The sequence below is a fragment of the Halalkalibacter sp. HAAS-P013 genome (genome assembly GCF_056619925.1).
Map to the genome: position 1 here is coordinate 1 of NZ_JBWQTU010000023.1, position 13774 is coordinate 13774.

Annotated in this window: 9 protein-coding genes, 16 tRNA genes and 1 rRNA gene; 3 read left to right on the plus strand and 23 right to left on the minus strand. The window is 40.6% G+C overall.

The window, feature by feature from the left end:
- The 17 genes from AC1FXP_RS21195 to AC1FXP_RS21275 form a co-directional block, all read right to left on the minus strand.
- Positions 1 to 339: ribosomal RNA gene (locus tag AC1FXP_RS21195) — 16S ribosomal RNA — on the minus strand; the annotation flags it as partial.
- A gap of 297 nt (positions 340 to 636) precedes the next feature.
- Positions 637 to 721: transfer RNA gene (locus AC1FXP_RS21200), tRNA-Leu, on the minus strand.
- 29 nt (positions 722 to 750) lie between these two features.
- Positions 751 to 826 (minus strand) — tRNA-Lys (locus AC1FXP_RS21205).
- Positions 827 to 1103: 277 nt separating this feature from the next.
- Positions 1104 to 1179, minus strand: a tRNA-Phe gene (locus tag AC1FXP_RS21210).
- Between the two features lie 19 nt (positions 1180 to 1198).
- Positions 1199 to 1275 (minus strand) — tRNA-Asp (locus AC1FXP_RS21215).
- A 7-nt stretch (positions 1276 to 1282) separates the two neighbouring features.
- Positions 1283 to 1356 (minus strand) — tRNA-Met (locus AC1FXP_RS21220).
- A 153-nt stretch (positions 1357 to 1509) separates the two neighbouring features.
- A tRNA-Val gene (locus AC1FXP_RS21225) sits at positions 1510 to 1585 on the minus strand.
- 10 nt (positions 1586 to 1595) lie between these two features.
- Positions 1596 to 1670 (minus strand) — tRNA-Glu (locus tag AC1FXP_RS21230).
- A gap of 8 nt (positions 1671 to 1678) precedes the next feature.
- Positions 1679 to 1753 (minus strand) — tRNA-Asn (locus tag AC1FXP_RS21235).
- A gap of 6 nt (positions 1754 to 1759) precedes the next feature.
- Positions 1760 to 1833, minus strand: a tRNA-Ile gene (locus AC1FXP_RS21240).
- Positions 1834 to 1849: 16 nt separating this feature from the next.
- A tRNA-Gly gene (locus AC1FXP_RS21245) sits at positions 1850 to 1920 on the minus strand.
- A 180-nt stretch (positions 1921 to 2100) separates the two neighbouring features.
- Positions 2101 to 2177: transfer RNA gene (locus AC1FXP_RS21250), tRNA-Pro, on the minus strand.
- Positions 2178 to 2194: 17 nt separating this feature from the next.
- A tRNA-Arg gene (locus tag AC1FXP_RS21255) sits at positions 2195 to 2271 on the minus strand.
- 9 nt (positions 2272 to 2280) lie between these two features.
- A tRNA-Leu gene (locus AC1FXP_RS21260) sits at positions 2281 to 2369 on the minus strand.
- A 44-nt stretch (positions 2370 to 2413) separates the two neighbouring features.
- Positions 2414 to 2498 (minus strand) — tRNA-Tyr (locus tag AC1FXP_RS21265).
- Between the two features lie 32 nt (positions 2499 to 2530).
- Positions 2531 to 2623 (minus strand) — tRNA-Ser (locus AC1FXP_RS21270).
- A gap of 7 nt (positions 2624 to 2630) precedes the next feature.
- Positions 2631 to 2706 (minus strand) — tRNA-Ala (locus tag AC1FXP_RS21275).
- Between the two features lie 1377 nt (positions 2707 to 4083).
- Here AC1FXP_RS21275 and AC1FXP_RS21280 point away from each other — a divergent pair.
- Together AC1FXP_RS21280 and AC1FXP_RS21285 are read left to right on the plus strand one after the other, a co-directional pair.
- Positions 4084 to 5133 (plus strand): hypothetical protein, encoded by a 1050-nt coding sequence (locus AC1FXP_RS21280; protein ID WP_480063945.1) that lies wholly within the window; start codon positions 4084 to 4086, stop codon positions 5131 to 5133.
- A 132-nt stretch (positions 5134 to 5265) separates the two neighbouring features.
- Positions 5266 to 5571 carry a MerR family transcriptional regulator gene (locus tag AC1FXP_RS21285; protein ID WP_480063946.1) on the plus strand — a complete coding sequence of 102 codons (306 nt, stop codon included), beginning with the start codon at positions 5266 to 5268 and terminating at the stop codon, positions 5569 to 5571.
- A gap of 219 nt (positions 5572 to 5790) precedes the next feature.
- Here the strand turns inward: AC1FXP_RS21285 and AC1FXP_RS21290 are convergent, their stop codons facing one another.
- Positions 5791 to 7131, minus strand: coding sequence for an MmgE/PrpD family protein (locus AC1FXP_RS21290; RefSeq protein WP_480063948.1), 1341 nt, complete (start codon positions 7129 to 7131; stop codon positions 5791 to 5793).
- A gap of 225 nt (positions 7132 to 7356) precedes the next feature.
- Here AC1FXP_RS21290 and AC1FXP_RS21295 point away from each other — a divergent pair, with 225 nt between their 5' ends.
- Entirely contained in the window at positions 7357 to 8058 is a 702-nt protein-coding gene (locus AC1FXP_RS21295; RefSeq protein ID WP_480063949.1) for a GntR family transcriptional regulator, read from the plus strand.
- 20 nt (positions 8059 to 8078) lie between these two features.
- On the opposite strand, the gene AC1FXP_RS21300 is transcribed toward AC1FXP_RS21295, so the two are convergent.
- The 5 genes from AC1FXP_RS21300 to AC1FXP_RS21320 all read right to left on the minus strand — a co-directional run bounded on the left by AC1FXP_RS21300 (position 8079) and on the right by AC1FXP_RS21320 (position 13736).
- Entirely contained in the window at positions 8079 to 9506 is a 1428-nt protein-coding gene (locus AC1FXP_RS21300) for an SLC13 family permease (protein ID WP_480063950.1), read from the minus strand.
- 211 nt (positions 9507 to 9717) lie between these two features.
- Positions 9718 to 11061: an MmgE/PrpD family protein gene (locus AC1FXP_RS21305; protein WP_480063951.1), complete on the minus strand. Its 1344-nt coding sequence runs from the start codon at positions 11059 to 11061 to the stop codon at positions 9718 to 9720.
- A 26-nt stretch (positions 11062 to 11087) separates the two neighbouring features.
- Positions 11088 to 11729 (minus strand): GntR family transcriptional regulator, encoded by a 642-nt coding sequence (locus AC1FXP_RS21310; protein WP_480063952.1) that lies wholly within the window; start codon positions 11727 to 11729, stop codon positions 11088 to 11090.
- Between the two features lie 35 nt (positions 11730 to 11764).
- Entirely contained in the window at positions 11765 to 13276 is a 1512-nt protein-coding gene (locus tag AC1FXP_RS21315; protein WP_480063953.1) for a tripartite tricarboxylate transporter permease, read from the minus strand.
- A gap of 16 nt (positions 13277 to 13292) precedes the next feature.
- Positions 13293 to 13736, minus strand: a complete 444-nt coding sequence (locus AC1FXP_RS21320) for a tripartite tricarboxylate transporter TctB family protein (RefSeq protein ID WP_480063954.1) — start codon at positions 13734 to 13736, stop codon at positions 13293 to 13295.
- Positions 13737 to 13774 lie beyond the last annotated feature (38 nt).

Sequence of the window (13774 nt, forward strand, 5' to 3'; positions counted from 1 at the left end):
GTGTCTCAGTCCCAGTGTGGCCGATCACCCTCTCAGGTCGGCTACGCATCGTCGCCTTGGTAAGCCGTTACCTTACCAACTAGCTAATGCGCCGCGGGCCCATCCTGTAGTGATAGCCGAGGCCATCTTTGAGAGTAAACGCATGCGTGTTCACTCTATTACCCGGTATTAGCACCGATTTCTCGGTGTTATCCCGATCTACAGGGCAGGTTGCCCACGTGTTACTCACCCGTCCGCCGCTAACTTCATAAGAGCAAGCTCTTATGAAGTCCGCTCGACTTGCATGTATTAGGCACGCCGCCAGCGTTCGTCCTGAGCCAGGATCAAACTCTCCATAAAAGTGTTTGATTAAGCTCAAAATGTATCGCTAACGATACTTCATCGTTTTTGTTAAAACAATGATAAAAATTGACGAGATATCATGTATCTCTATTTCGCTTGGCTTTTGTTCAGTTTTCAAAGAACTACTTGTTCGCCCAACTCATCAGCGACAAAAAATATTGTATCACACTAACAAGTCCCACGCAACAACTTTTTTAAAGCAATTCCGCTACTCTTTCGCAGCGACAAGTAATAATATATCACATCCATTGATTACACGCAACCCTTTTTTAAAAAAGTTTGTGTAGCAATGAATGGTGCGGGTGAAGGGAGTCGAACCCCCACGTCATAAGACACTAGATCCTAAGTCTAGCGCGTCTGCCAATTCCGCCACACCCGCATAGTTGATGTTTTTTAAAACATCTTAAATGGTGAGCCATGAAGGACTCGAACCTTCGACCCTCTGATTAAAAGTCAGATGCTCTACCAACTGAGCTAATGGCTCTTGCTGTTTTTTCATAGAAGTGTTTCATGTTGCTTACGGACGATGAATCTCTCCGTGGTCTTACCTGTTCTTTCCTCTGCTAGTTTAGCTTCGCAGCTCACTGCGTCAGAACAACTCGAAGTTACCTCAAGTAGATTTGCTCGTAACTGAGCTAATGGCTCTTGCTGTTATTCCACGAAGTATTTATCATTTATTTAGAAGTAACATTTCACTGTTAGTTCTAATGTAGATTTGCTCACAGTCAGTTTTCTACCAATTGACTAGATTCGTGTATAAATGGTGGCTCAGGACGGAATCGAACCGCCGACACATGGATTTTCAGTCCATTGCTCTACCGACTGAGCTACTGAGCCAAAACAAAATATAATTAAATGGCGGTCCGGACGGGACTCGAACCCGCGACCTCCTGCGTGACAGGCAGGCATTCTAACCAACTGAACTACCGGACCAATGGTATTGCGGGGAACGGATTTGAACCGCCGACCTTCGGGTTATGAGCCCGACGAGCTACCAGACTGCTCCACCCCGCGTCGTTATATAGTATTCGGATGACGTTGTTCAAAGATGACGTCTTTTCCTCTTCTAGCAAAACTTTGATGTGTATGCGTCAAGACATGTCGATGCTTATTCGACGATGTTTCGCTGTATGCTCTACCCCGCGTCGTTACACAATAGAAAAGTTATGGTGGAGGATGACGGGATCGAACCGCCGACCCCCTGCTTGTAAGGCAGGTGCTCTCCCAGCTGAGCTAATCCTCCGGTTTTGTGTTGGTGACCCGTACGGGATTCGAACCCGTGTTACCGCCGTGAAAGGGCGGTGTCTTAACCGCTTGACCAACGGGCCAATCTAAGTGGCTCCACAGGTAGGACTCGAACCTACGACCGATCGGTTAACAGCCGATAGCTCTACCACTGAGCTACTGTGGAATGAAATGGGCCTGAGTGGACTCGAACCACCGACCTCACGCTTATCAGGCGTGCGCTCTAACCAGCTGAGCTACAGGCCCACAGTAATTTAGTAAGAGCGGGTGATGAGAATCGAACTCACATCATCAGCTTGGAAGGCTGAGGTTTTACCACTAAACTACACCCGCATATAAAATCAATATATATCACAAATTTTCATAACGCACTGTCATGTCTCTTCCTCTTCTAGTAACTCTTAGAAGCAAATGCGTCGAGACAACTCGCAGCTTATTCGGCAGATGGTTTGCTCGTGGCTGAGGTTTTACCACTAAACTACACCCGCATATTCTATTATCTATTATATTAAATGGTCGGGAAGACAGGATTTGAACCTGCGACCCCCTGGTCCCAAACCAGGTGCTCTACCAAGCTGAGCCACTTCCCGCTTTCATTTAGATAGAATGGCGCGCCCTGAGAGATTCGAACTCCCGACCTTTTGATTCGTAGTCAAACACTCTATCCAGCTGAGCTAAGGGCGCTCAATTATTTGGTGCCGAGGGCCGGACTTGAACCGGCACGATAGTCACCTATCGCAGGATTTTAAGTCCTGTGTGTCTGCCAATTCCACCACCCCGGCCGGACTTATTGTATATTAATATGAGACAACTCTATCAAAAAAAATGGTGGAGGGGGACGGATTCGAACCGCCGAACCCTGAGGGAGCGGATTTACAGTCCGCCGCGTTTAGCCACTTCGCTACCCCTCCAAAATCAAAAGAATACTATCCGTATATAACAATGGCGGAGGAAGAGGGATTCGAACCCCCGCGCGGTTTAACCCGCCTGTCGGTTTTCAAGACCGATCCCTTCAGCCGGACTTGGGTATTCCTCCGTATATCTGGTGGAGCCTAGCGGGATCGAACCGCTGACCTCCTGCGTGCAAGGCAGGCGCTCTCCCAGCTGAGCTAAGGCCCCAGAAGTTTTTCGCTTAGGTTTATAAAATTATCATAGTATTTTAATAAAAACAAGTACTTTTTCTAAAAAACTTTAACACAAATCTATTTTTTCTTATCTTCAGGCTACTATATCTCTTTTCTAATCCCCCGCTGGTACCTTACTTCTTTAGCTCCTACCGCAATGGTTGGCAACAATGAAAAATAAACCTCTTTCGCCAAAATCCCCCCATTACAAACACCCATAACCTTTGTATAATAACAGTAATTTATCACTGCAGTAAATATTATTATTCTAATAGATTCAATTATAAATAGGCAAAACAACTATATTTAGTATACTTCCCATTTATTTTTAAAAATTGAATTGAATAAAAGGGACGGTTTATCTGTGAAATTCACCGGTATTTTTCAATTGAACAGTCGCCCCTTTTACCGAAAAAACGTAACAACCGCAGGGGCATGCGCTGTCTAATACACGCTCGCAATACAATGTGCGCGGATGTCAAAACAATCGATCCTTTACTCCTTCTATTACTAAACGCTATTTATAAAAATGCATTTATCATACTAGTGAAAATATATAATTGTGTAGTAAATTTCTACTAACCCGTCATAACCAGTCGAATTTATACAATACTCAACACTAATTCCCGTTAATTATTTGTTGCCATTTGGTTCTTTTGCCCTTAGTCTACTTGTGTTTCTAAACCTTTTTTACCACAGATAGAGATGCTGATAAAAGTGAAATCCCCCTAAACTCCTTACTTCCCCTCACTTTATGTCGCACAAAAAACACTTCTCCACAACACACTTCGAGTTCATTCTCTCCCTCCATCTGTTACAGTTACAAAAAAGCACAGAAAGGGTGTACATGATGCACTTTAATCTATTACTCGATGTTGTTTTAGGCAAAAGAGAAATCCTACATATTATTGAGTGTCCTGTATGCAGTCTTGAAGAGGTTTATTATAAAGACCCTGTTACGAACAAACAATTAGGCAGAGCTTGTTCACATTGCAACTATGTTCAAAAATTTGATTTTGATTTCGAACCTTTAAATCATAAAAGACTAAAGCATTAAGCTTTGCTTATTTGGTATTGTAGAACTCATTAAGTAAGCAGTTGGGACACCCCAACTGCTTTAGTTTGATTAACTACATATTTTCTTTTTAAAAAAACACCGAAATTAATGTGGATATCTACCGTAATGTGGAAAACCCACTGCATAAAGTCATAGTTATCCACTTTTTCTCGATAAATTGTTCAGTTTTTATTTTTAACTAACCCACAAACTGCCCCCTCACCATAGCGAACTCGATCAAATTCTCTATCATACCCCTCTCCCCTCAAGCATATCTATTACTAAAATAATAGAATACGTGGAGGTGCTTCATTCATGGTCCTGCTCTCTAAAAAAGAAATAGAAACGGTAATGAGCACATTAAACGAAGAGCAAATCTACTACCTACAGCATCGCACAAAACTCAAAAAAAAGAGTCGCTGGCTGCAAACTCTAGCAAATTACAAAGGAATCGACATTAACGAAAAAATGAGTGATCAAGAGATTGAGGAGAAACTCGATGATTGGATCTTAGTCGATATTAAAGATGGGGGATACCAAAAGCGACCCCATAAATGTGATTGTGGACAAGCACTTCGCTTTCAATATATCATTCGAAATAAATCCCAAGGCGCAGTACGCTATTTAGGAGAAAATTGTTTTGAAAACTACCTCTCCCTCCCTTCATCTGTCATTAAAGATGTCAAAAAAGGAATGTATTCAATTGATCTTGAAAGAGATGAGATACTCATTAAGTACAAGAAAGATTTATTTTATCCTTTACATGCGTACATGCATTTGCCTCTCCCTCAAGATCTAATCGCCCAATATGAACTAGGTCTTCCTCTATCCGATAACCAGATTAACCAAGTCGAGCGGATCCATATAAGATACGAGGAAGAAAGAAAATTAGCCTCTTTATTTCAACGGCTAACGATCGAACAACAACAATTTGTATCAAAGCTAAACCAGGAAGACCGAAGAGAATTACTTCTTTCCACTGAGGACGGGTTTGCAGAAAGCTTCTTGTATATAGAAGATCTATCAGATTTCAATGAAACCTTACAACGACAAATCCAACTAAACCTCCCTTTACTCGAAAGACAGAAACAAATGATAGAAGAATGGAGACTTGCAAAGAAAAGAGAGGCCGCATTACACGCCTTAACACCAAAACAACAAGAATTCATCCTTTCTTTTGGAAAAGAAAAGCAAGCTTCCTTGTTAGATCAAATTCATAAACCGCTTTATTTTAGCTATGAAAGCATCGAGAAATTGCCACTAGATGACACAATAAAAAAACAAGTCGAATTGAAATTGCCTTTGTTAAAGGAGCAGATTTACCAAATTCATCTAGCACAAAATAAAGTGGAAAATCTAACGTAAAATCAAATGCACGATCAGCAGGAATATCTTCCCTCCTCACCCTATATCTTTTCTCCACCTACTAAATATAGTGTGTTAGAATAATAAGGAGTGCTATATGATGCTTCTGACTTAACAAAAGGGGTGAAGCAGGTGTCATCATACAAAGAACATAAAGTCATCACAATCGGGATTGTTAGTGAGTTGACGGGACTATCAGAAAGGCAAATTCGTTATTACGAAGAAAGGAAACTCGTTTTTCCTGTTCGTACGAATGGTAGGACTCGTAAGTATTCTTTTAATGATGTTGAGAGACTAGTAGACATTGCTAACAAAATGGAAGATGGCCTAGGAACGTTTGAAATACGCAAGGCCGAGAAGAAATCACAAAGCAAAAAAGAAACAAGAAACAAAATGCTTCGCGGTCAAATCAATGCCGCGTTTAAAATACGGAATTAAGAAAATGGGACGGGGGGACAGGTTCCTCGTCCCATTTCCCTTCTGTCGAACATGAATTAGATGTGGATATCTATATATTGACACGAATAATTTCATCAGCCAGCTGTGTATATCTCACAAAAGGTGGATAACCCTCTGTATAAATAGAGGGTTATCCACCTTTTTTAATAGTAAAATGTTCATTTTGGGACGAGGGACCTGTCCCCTATGTCCCAAAACTTAAAGTTTCACTGTCTGACCGCCTGATACCGATAATACTTCTTGAAGGTTTGGTAGTTGATCTAAGTTGTAAAGCGTTGTGATTAGTGCTTCTGTATTTTCTGCTCCAATAATTGGTGTCGCTAGATTCGTAAATTTACGAACCAACGCTTCGTCTGTCATTGGATTTTCGATGCTTCCTGTTGCGTGTTCAATTTTCACTTCGAATTCGCGGCCATCATGAAGAGTGAGCTTCGCGTATACTTCATCCTCTTTCATGCTTTCATTGACGACTGGTTTGATCTTTTCTCTGAATGCAACCGTCTTGCTATCTAACACTTTCTCATTTGAATATTGCTCTTCACCCGCATCGCCATCTAAGAAGGCAATCGCTCCTGTATGATAAATACTAAACTTTCCTTCTAGCCCTGTTTGCGGCGTTGGCTTTCCTGTTAATTCAAGAACATATGGGTTTACGTTCACTTCAATTGACTTTACTTCTGATGGATCCGCATGTTGACGCAAGTTAATGCACGCATCAATCGATGGATGTAAGACAATTCCGCACGCATACGGTTTAAACGCATTTTTCTGCAGCTCCCAATCTACTCCCCAGTTGACATTCACTTTTTCTAAGTCATGTTCTGGTGCTAACACATTGGCAAATCCACGTTTTGCCTCCAGCACTTGCTTAGAGCTTGTGAAGCCTTTCTTCGCTAGCATCGCCGCTAGTAAGCCGTTTTGAGCGGCTTTTCCTGGGTGGAATGGTTTCGTCATCGTTCCAAACATTTCACGCAATCCAAATGATTGGGTCCCCGCTAACCCGAGCGCATGTAACATTTCTTCTTCGTTCAACTCTAATAATGTTCCTGCTGCAACCGCTGCCCCAAACACTCCTGCTGAACTCGTAATATGCCAGCCTAATTGATAATGACTTGGGTAGACCGCATTACTGATTCGAAGCTCAACTTCACAACCTAGAATAAAGGCATGTAGAACTTGTTCTCCGGAGAGGCCTAAGTGCTCACCTAACGCTAGCGCCACAGGGGCCACTGGACCGCTTGGGTGGTGAATCGTATCAAGATGAGTATCATCATAATCAAAGATATGAGAGGACATGCCGTTAACCAATGTCGCTAATAATAAGTCCGTCTTTTCTTCTCTTCCTAAAATCGACACTTGTTCCCCGCCGTTTAAATCATTTTTCAACTCAAGAACCATATCGACCGATTCGTGTTGTGCCGCACCGATTGCTACACCCATCCAGTTTAGAAAACTTCTTTTACCATGGTCTCTGACCTCTTGCGGGATATCCTCAATTTTTGTCGCTAACACGTTTTGAACTAATTGTTTTGTCACCATATTATCCTCTCCTCCTATGTACGAATAGTTGAAATACGAATTACAATAATGTATGTTTATATTGTATACAATATTGCAATTGGAAGTCAACTGGATTTGCTAAAAAATCAGAAAAACTAATTGCCTTCAAAATCTTTGTTGACTAAAAAAAGTTAGATTTTTATAATTAACACAAATTGTTCTACAAAAGTGTAATGAATAAATAGCATACAAAAGGTGAGTGCGATGACATCACAAAAAGAAACGATTCAAATTGCTGTATATGAAAGAGTGAAAAAGGCACTACTGAATGGTGAGTTCAAACCCGGTCAAAGAGTCATAGAAAGAGAGCTATGCGAATCACTTGAGGTTAGCAGAACTCCTGTAAGAGAAGCATTAAATAGACTTGTCATGGAAGGACTTCTGGAAAATCAAGCGTATAAAGGTATTCTTGTACCTCGACTAAACGTCAAATCAATTACTGACTTAGTTGAAGTAAGAGAAGTAATGGAAGGACTCGCAGCAAGAAAGGCTGCAGAAAACATAACGAAGGAAGGGATAAAGAAACTTAGAGATATATTAGATGATTCTTACAAAGCAATGGAAGACGATAACATTCGTGAATTGGTTCATATTAATGATGAACTTCATAATACGATCGTAGAGATCAGTGATAATCAGTTTGTTAAGGAAACCCTTCAACGTTTGAAATATAGAATTATTCTAGCTCGCTCTACTTCTTTAGCAGTGCCCCTTCGTCCTGAGGATACAATCAAAGAGCACATAGAGATTATTAATGCGATTGAACAAAAAGACTCAGAATTGGCCGAGATAAAAGCTAAACAACATATTCTAAATGCCGGAAAAGTAGCCATAAAAGCGCTTGAAGAAAGCTCGCAAAGTTTCATCAAGCCAATCAGAGATAACAGTAAGAAACCACGTACGTAAATCGTACGTGGTCCTTTCAGCTAATAAATATCTAAGCCAACGAACGGCCAGTAAAAAAAGGAAAATAGCAGAGCAATCAAAATAATACTAATTGTTAACAAGCCACCCGCTTTAAACATATCCCTATTGTTGTAGTACCCCAAGGTGAATGTCATCATACTTCCTATTGCTTGAGTAGGAATCAAATAAGCGGTACTGCTTGCTATTAAACTAATCATCCCAATCCATAAAGGGTTGTAAGGAGTCGTAATAGCAAATGAAATAGCTACCGGCATTAAGGTCGCAACCATTGCATTAAAGTTAGTAAAACAAAGTCTGATCACAACAAAAATTAACATAATCGATAGGGCTAAAATAAAGATGGAGAAATCCTGTAAAAACTTTACTGCAACATCCGATAACAAGTAAACAATCCCACTTTTTTCAAAGGCATTCGCAATCGCAAATCCCGCCGCAAATAAAATGGGAACACCCCAATCGACTTTCTTTAGACTTTCCTTCCATTCAAGTAATTTTATTCCAGGTAAAAACATAAGAACTAACACGATCACAGCCGATAGAGAGATCGATAGATGGTGGTAATCTCTAGTTATCCACAAAAAGATTAATAGAACATACAGCGAGAGTAATTTTTTTTCACTAGTTGATATAGGACCCATTCCCTTTCTTTCCTGTTCAAAATACTCCTGACTATCACTAATTTGTGACGTGCGTGACGGAAATAGGAATAAGACAATGAGCCAGAGCGCTATCAAAACAACAAAAATCATCGGAACCATAATAATCATCCATTGCAAATAGTTCCAACTGTGCCCAAGCATCGTCTCAAATAGTCCCGTTGCATAAATGGAGCCACTAGCCCCCGTTAATAAAGCAACCGTTGTAACATAAGGAGAATAGGTAACGATTAACATGATTGATTTACCTATGTTCTCTCCTCCCTCTTTTTCCATACTACGAATGATCCCTTTACCTATTGGCAATAGAACAGCTAGTCTCCCTACTGCATTGGGGATAAGAAATGTCAGCACGAATGCAGACATAATTAAGTTAAATAAAGTAGCTTTTACGTTCCCCTTAGATAACGCAAGCAGTGAATAGGCAATTCGTTTATCAAGCCCAGTCTTCTCAACAGCAATCCCCATAAATAAAACCGCTAGAACAAGCCAGATGATTTCATTCCCTAACCCACTGGCAGCCTCTTCAAATGTCAAAACGTCAAATACTGAGAACAGTACAATCAGAAGAACAGCGGTTAGTGAAGATGGGATCACATTCGTAATCCACAGAATAATTCCCAAAACAAAAATAGCTCCCGCACTGAAAATATTGCTATCCACAGAATCACTAAATGTTAATAAGGGGGAAACTACTAAGAATAGGAATGCCCCCGCAATGATCACGTGCTTTAACACTTCACTTTTTTTGACTCGACTCAGATCTTCCATTTTCCAAACACCTTCTTACTTGGGTTAATTTTTTAGAATGAAAAGGGTTTGTCTTAATAGTCGAGAGCAGTACTTGCATTAGCTCCGTACACACTTGCACCAATAAGTGGATCAACTCAAGTAGCAGTTTCGAAACCAGCAACTACTATGCTCATTACTTCAGGGGTGCCTCAAAAGGTTAAAGTCACCTTTGAGACACCCCTTTTTCTTTTTAATTAGTTGTTAGCTTCTGACCGCCTGATACTGCTAGCACCTCTTGAAGGTTTGGCAACTGATCTAGATTGTAAAGTGTTGTGATCAGTGCTTCCGTATTTTCCGCTCCAATGACTGGTGTTGCCAGTTTCGTAAATTTACGAATCAGAGCTTCGTCTGTCATTGGATTTTCGATGCTTCCTGTCGCGTGTTCAATTTTCACTTCGAATTCGCGGCCATCATGAAGAGTGAGCTTCGCGTATACTTCATCCTCTTTCATGTTTTCATTGACGACTGGTTTGATCTTTTCTCTGAATGCAACCGTCTTGCTATCTAACACTTTCTCATTTGAATATTGCTCTTCACCCGCATCGCCATCTAAGAAGGCAATCGCTCCTGTATGATAAATACTAAACTTTCCTTCTAGCCCTGTTTGCGGCGTTGGCTTTCCTGTTAATTCAAGAACATATGGGTTTACGTTCACTTCAATTGACTTTACTTCTGATGGATCCGCATGTTGACGCAAGTTAATGCACGCATCAATCGATGGATGTAAGACAATGCCGCACGCATACGGTTTAAACGCATTTTTCTGCAGCTCCCAATCTACTCCCCAGTTGACATTCACTTTTTCTAAGTCATGTTCTGGTGCTAATACATTGGCAAATCCGCGTTTTGCTTCAAGCACTTGCTTAGAGCTTGTGAAGCCTTTTTTCGCTAGCATTGCTGCCAGCAACCCGTTTTGAGCGGCTTTTCCTGGGTGGAATGGTTTCGTCATCGTTCCAAACATTTCACGCAATCCAAATGATTGAGTCCCCGCTAAGCCGAGCGCATGTAACATCTCTTCTTCGTTCAACTCTAGTAATGTTCCTGCTGCAACCGCTGCCCCAAACACTCCTGCTGAACTCGTAATATGCCAGCCTAGTTGATAATGACTTGGGTAGACCGCATTACTGATTCTAAGCTCGACTTCACAGCCTAGAATAAAGGCATGAAGAACCTGTTCTCCAGAGAGGCCTAAGTGCTCACCTAACGCTAGTGCCACAGGAGCCACTGGACCTCTCGGGTGGTGAATCGTATCAAGATGAGTATCATCATAATCAAAAATATGAGAGGACATGCCGTTAACCAATGTCGCTAATAATAAGTCCGTCTTTTCTTCTCTTCCTAAAATCGACACTTGTTCCCCGCCATTTAAATCGTTTTTCAACTCAAGAACCATATCGACCGATTCATGTTGTGCCGCACCGATTGCTACACCCATCCAGTTTAGAAAACTTCTTTTACCATGGTCTCTGACCTCTTGCGGGATATCCTCTATTTTTGTCGCTAACACTTTTTGTACTAATTGCTTTGTCACCATACTAACCTCTCCTTTAATGTCTAATTTTATATTTCTAAATTTTTTAATACATTTTCCATTGATTTTCGAACATGATACTTTGTTACTGCTTCTGCGAAATCAGGCTCTTTTCGTTTTATCGCGTCCAAAATAAGGTGATGTTCTTCAATATTTTCCAACGGTCTTCCTGTAACCTTTAGCGATGTCCCCATACAAACACTAATATGTGACTGCAATGTCTGCATCGTATTGATTAAGTACAAGTTATTTGTGCTGCTAGCAATTTCGATATGAAACTGCGAGTTGATATTCCGTAATAGCTCGATGTCATTGTTCTTCGCTGCCTTTTCAGCCTCCGTTAAGAGCATTTCCAGCCTTTCTATGTCTTTAGGATTCGCTTTCTCAGCAAGAAGTTTTGCACCTAATCCTTCTAATACCTCACGTACTTGATAAAGCTGTTTTACCTTCTCCTTTGAGAAAGAAATGACTTTCACACCTTTATTCGGTTCCGGCTCTACTAATCCATAATTCTCCAACCTTCGCAAAGCTTCGCGAACCGGGGTTCTACTCACATTTAACTCAGATGCTAATCCTCTTTCTGATAACGTTTCACCAGATTTAATAAGACCATCTTTAATTCCTTTATAAATATGGTCAAACACTGAATCAGTCTTAATATCTTTCTCCAAGATGCATTACCCTCTCTGTTATTTATTACCTCTTATTACATTGAGATGTTTTGGTCATCTGCTTCTTTTTTCTTTGATTTAATACTTCTAATGATTGGTACTAACAATGTTAATACTGCAAGTGCAATTAACACAAACGCAATTGGCCTTGAAAGGAAGAAAAGGAAGCTGCCATCTGATACAACCAACGCTCTTCTAAAGTTTACTTCCATCATAAACCCTAATACCATCGCTAAGACAATTGGAGTTGTCGGTATACCAATCTTTCTAAATAAATACCCTACAATTCCTGCTATGAGCATAATCCAAACGGAATACATGGAATTACTATAAGCATAAGCTCCTAGTATACAAATTCCTGCTACGACTACTGCGAGCAACCGTTTTGGAATAAGCGTTACGTTCACCCATAAGCGTACCCCGAAAAGACCAACTGCCAACATAAGTGGAATGGAAAGCAGCAATGAAGCAAAGATCGAGTATGGGATTTCTGGATACTCAGTAAAAAGGAGCGGCCCAGGCTGAACACCTTGTATCGTTAAAGCACCAATTAAGATCGCCGCACTAGCTGAACCTGGTATCCCAAGTGCTAGTAATGGAGCTAACGAACCAGGAACAGCAGCATTGTTCGCTCCTTCAGAGGCTGCAATCCCTTCTGGGTTCCCCTTACCGAAGCTATCACGATTTTTTGAAGATCTTTTCGCTTCATTGTAACTAATCAAAGAGGCAATCGTTACACCTGCACCAGGTATAATACCAATGACATAACCTAGTATCGGCGATCGAATTAAGGTTCCTTTAAATTTACTTAAGGTTTCTTTCGTATCCTTTAAACCGAACTTCTCTATTCGGTTCACCTTTTTATTATTCTTGTTTTGCTTGGCTTCTAACATATAAAACACTTCAGAAAGAGCAAATAATCCAATAAGAGCTGGTAGGAATGGTACACCACCTAATAAGTCTGTTGTAACAGCGAATCGCGGTACTCCATTAACAGGGTCCATCCCAATCGTTACGATAATTAACCCTATGAACATAGCTATTAAACTCTTTACTAACGAACCTTCACTTAAACTACTAACTAAACTCAAGCCAAACAATGCAAGAGCAAAATATTCCGCTGGGCCAAAATTCAATGCAAAATTAGCCATAGGAACTGCGGTAAATATCAGTAAGATAGTACTTATAAATGCACCAATAGCAGAAGCAACAATGGAAACCGTTAATGCCTTACCAGCCTTACCTTGCTTTGCTAGTGGATAGCCATCAAAGGAAGTAGCTGCTGCGGCTGGTGTACCTGGAGCATTTAAGAGAATAGCCGTAATCCCTCCGCCGTACTCAGCTGCAACATATAATGACACTAGTAAGACTAAAGCAGCAACTGGCTCCATCCCAAAAGTAAATGGGATTAATAAAGCAATACCAATACTAGGAGTCAGTCCTGGAATTGATCCGATAAAGTAACCTGCCACTGTTCCCAACAAGATCATAAGGAGTACATTTGATCCTAGAACTGTTGAAAAACCAGATAGTAATTGTTCAATCAATTAAACCTCCTCCTTCTTATGGCAATGGAACACCTAATAACATATCAAAAGCTAGTTTTGCAAAAGCAAGAAATCCAATCGTGATAAAGACGACTTTCTTCCATGACCTTTCTCCTGTAGCTAAAATAATAAATGGGAAAAATATTAGTGTAGAAACAAAATAACCGATTCTAGGAACCAAGTATGCATACAAAATAAGTAAGCCGGCAAAGATGGTTACATTCATAATTTTGGTGAACTTCACACTCTTTTGTTCCCCTTTTTTTATAGAGAGTATTGATTGGATAATTAGGACGATTGAAAAAGTAATGATAGAAATCGACATAATGAGCGGGAACGCACGTGGTCCAACATCTGCTGCATTAGAAGCCGTTGGGAGTGCTAATGTTCCCATTAAAAACCATGCCCCGATACCTATAAAGATTACACTAGCAATTATATTGGCCACATTCATATTCATATAGGAACCCCTTCCTTACATAAGGGGGGGAGAGCCCC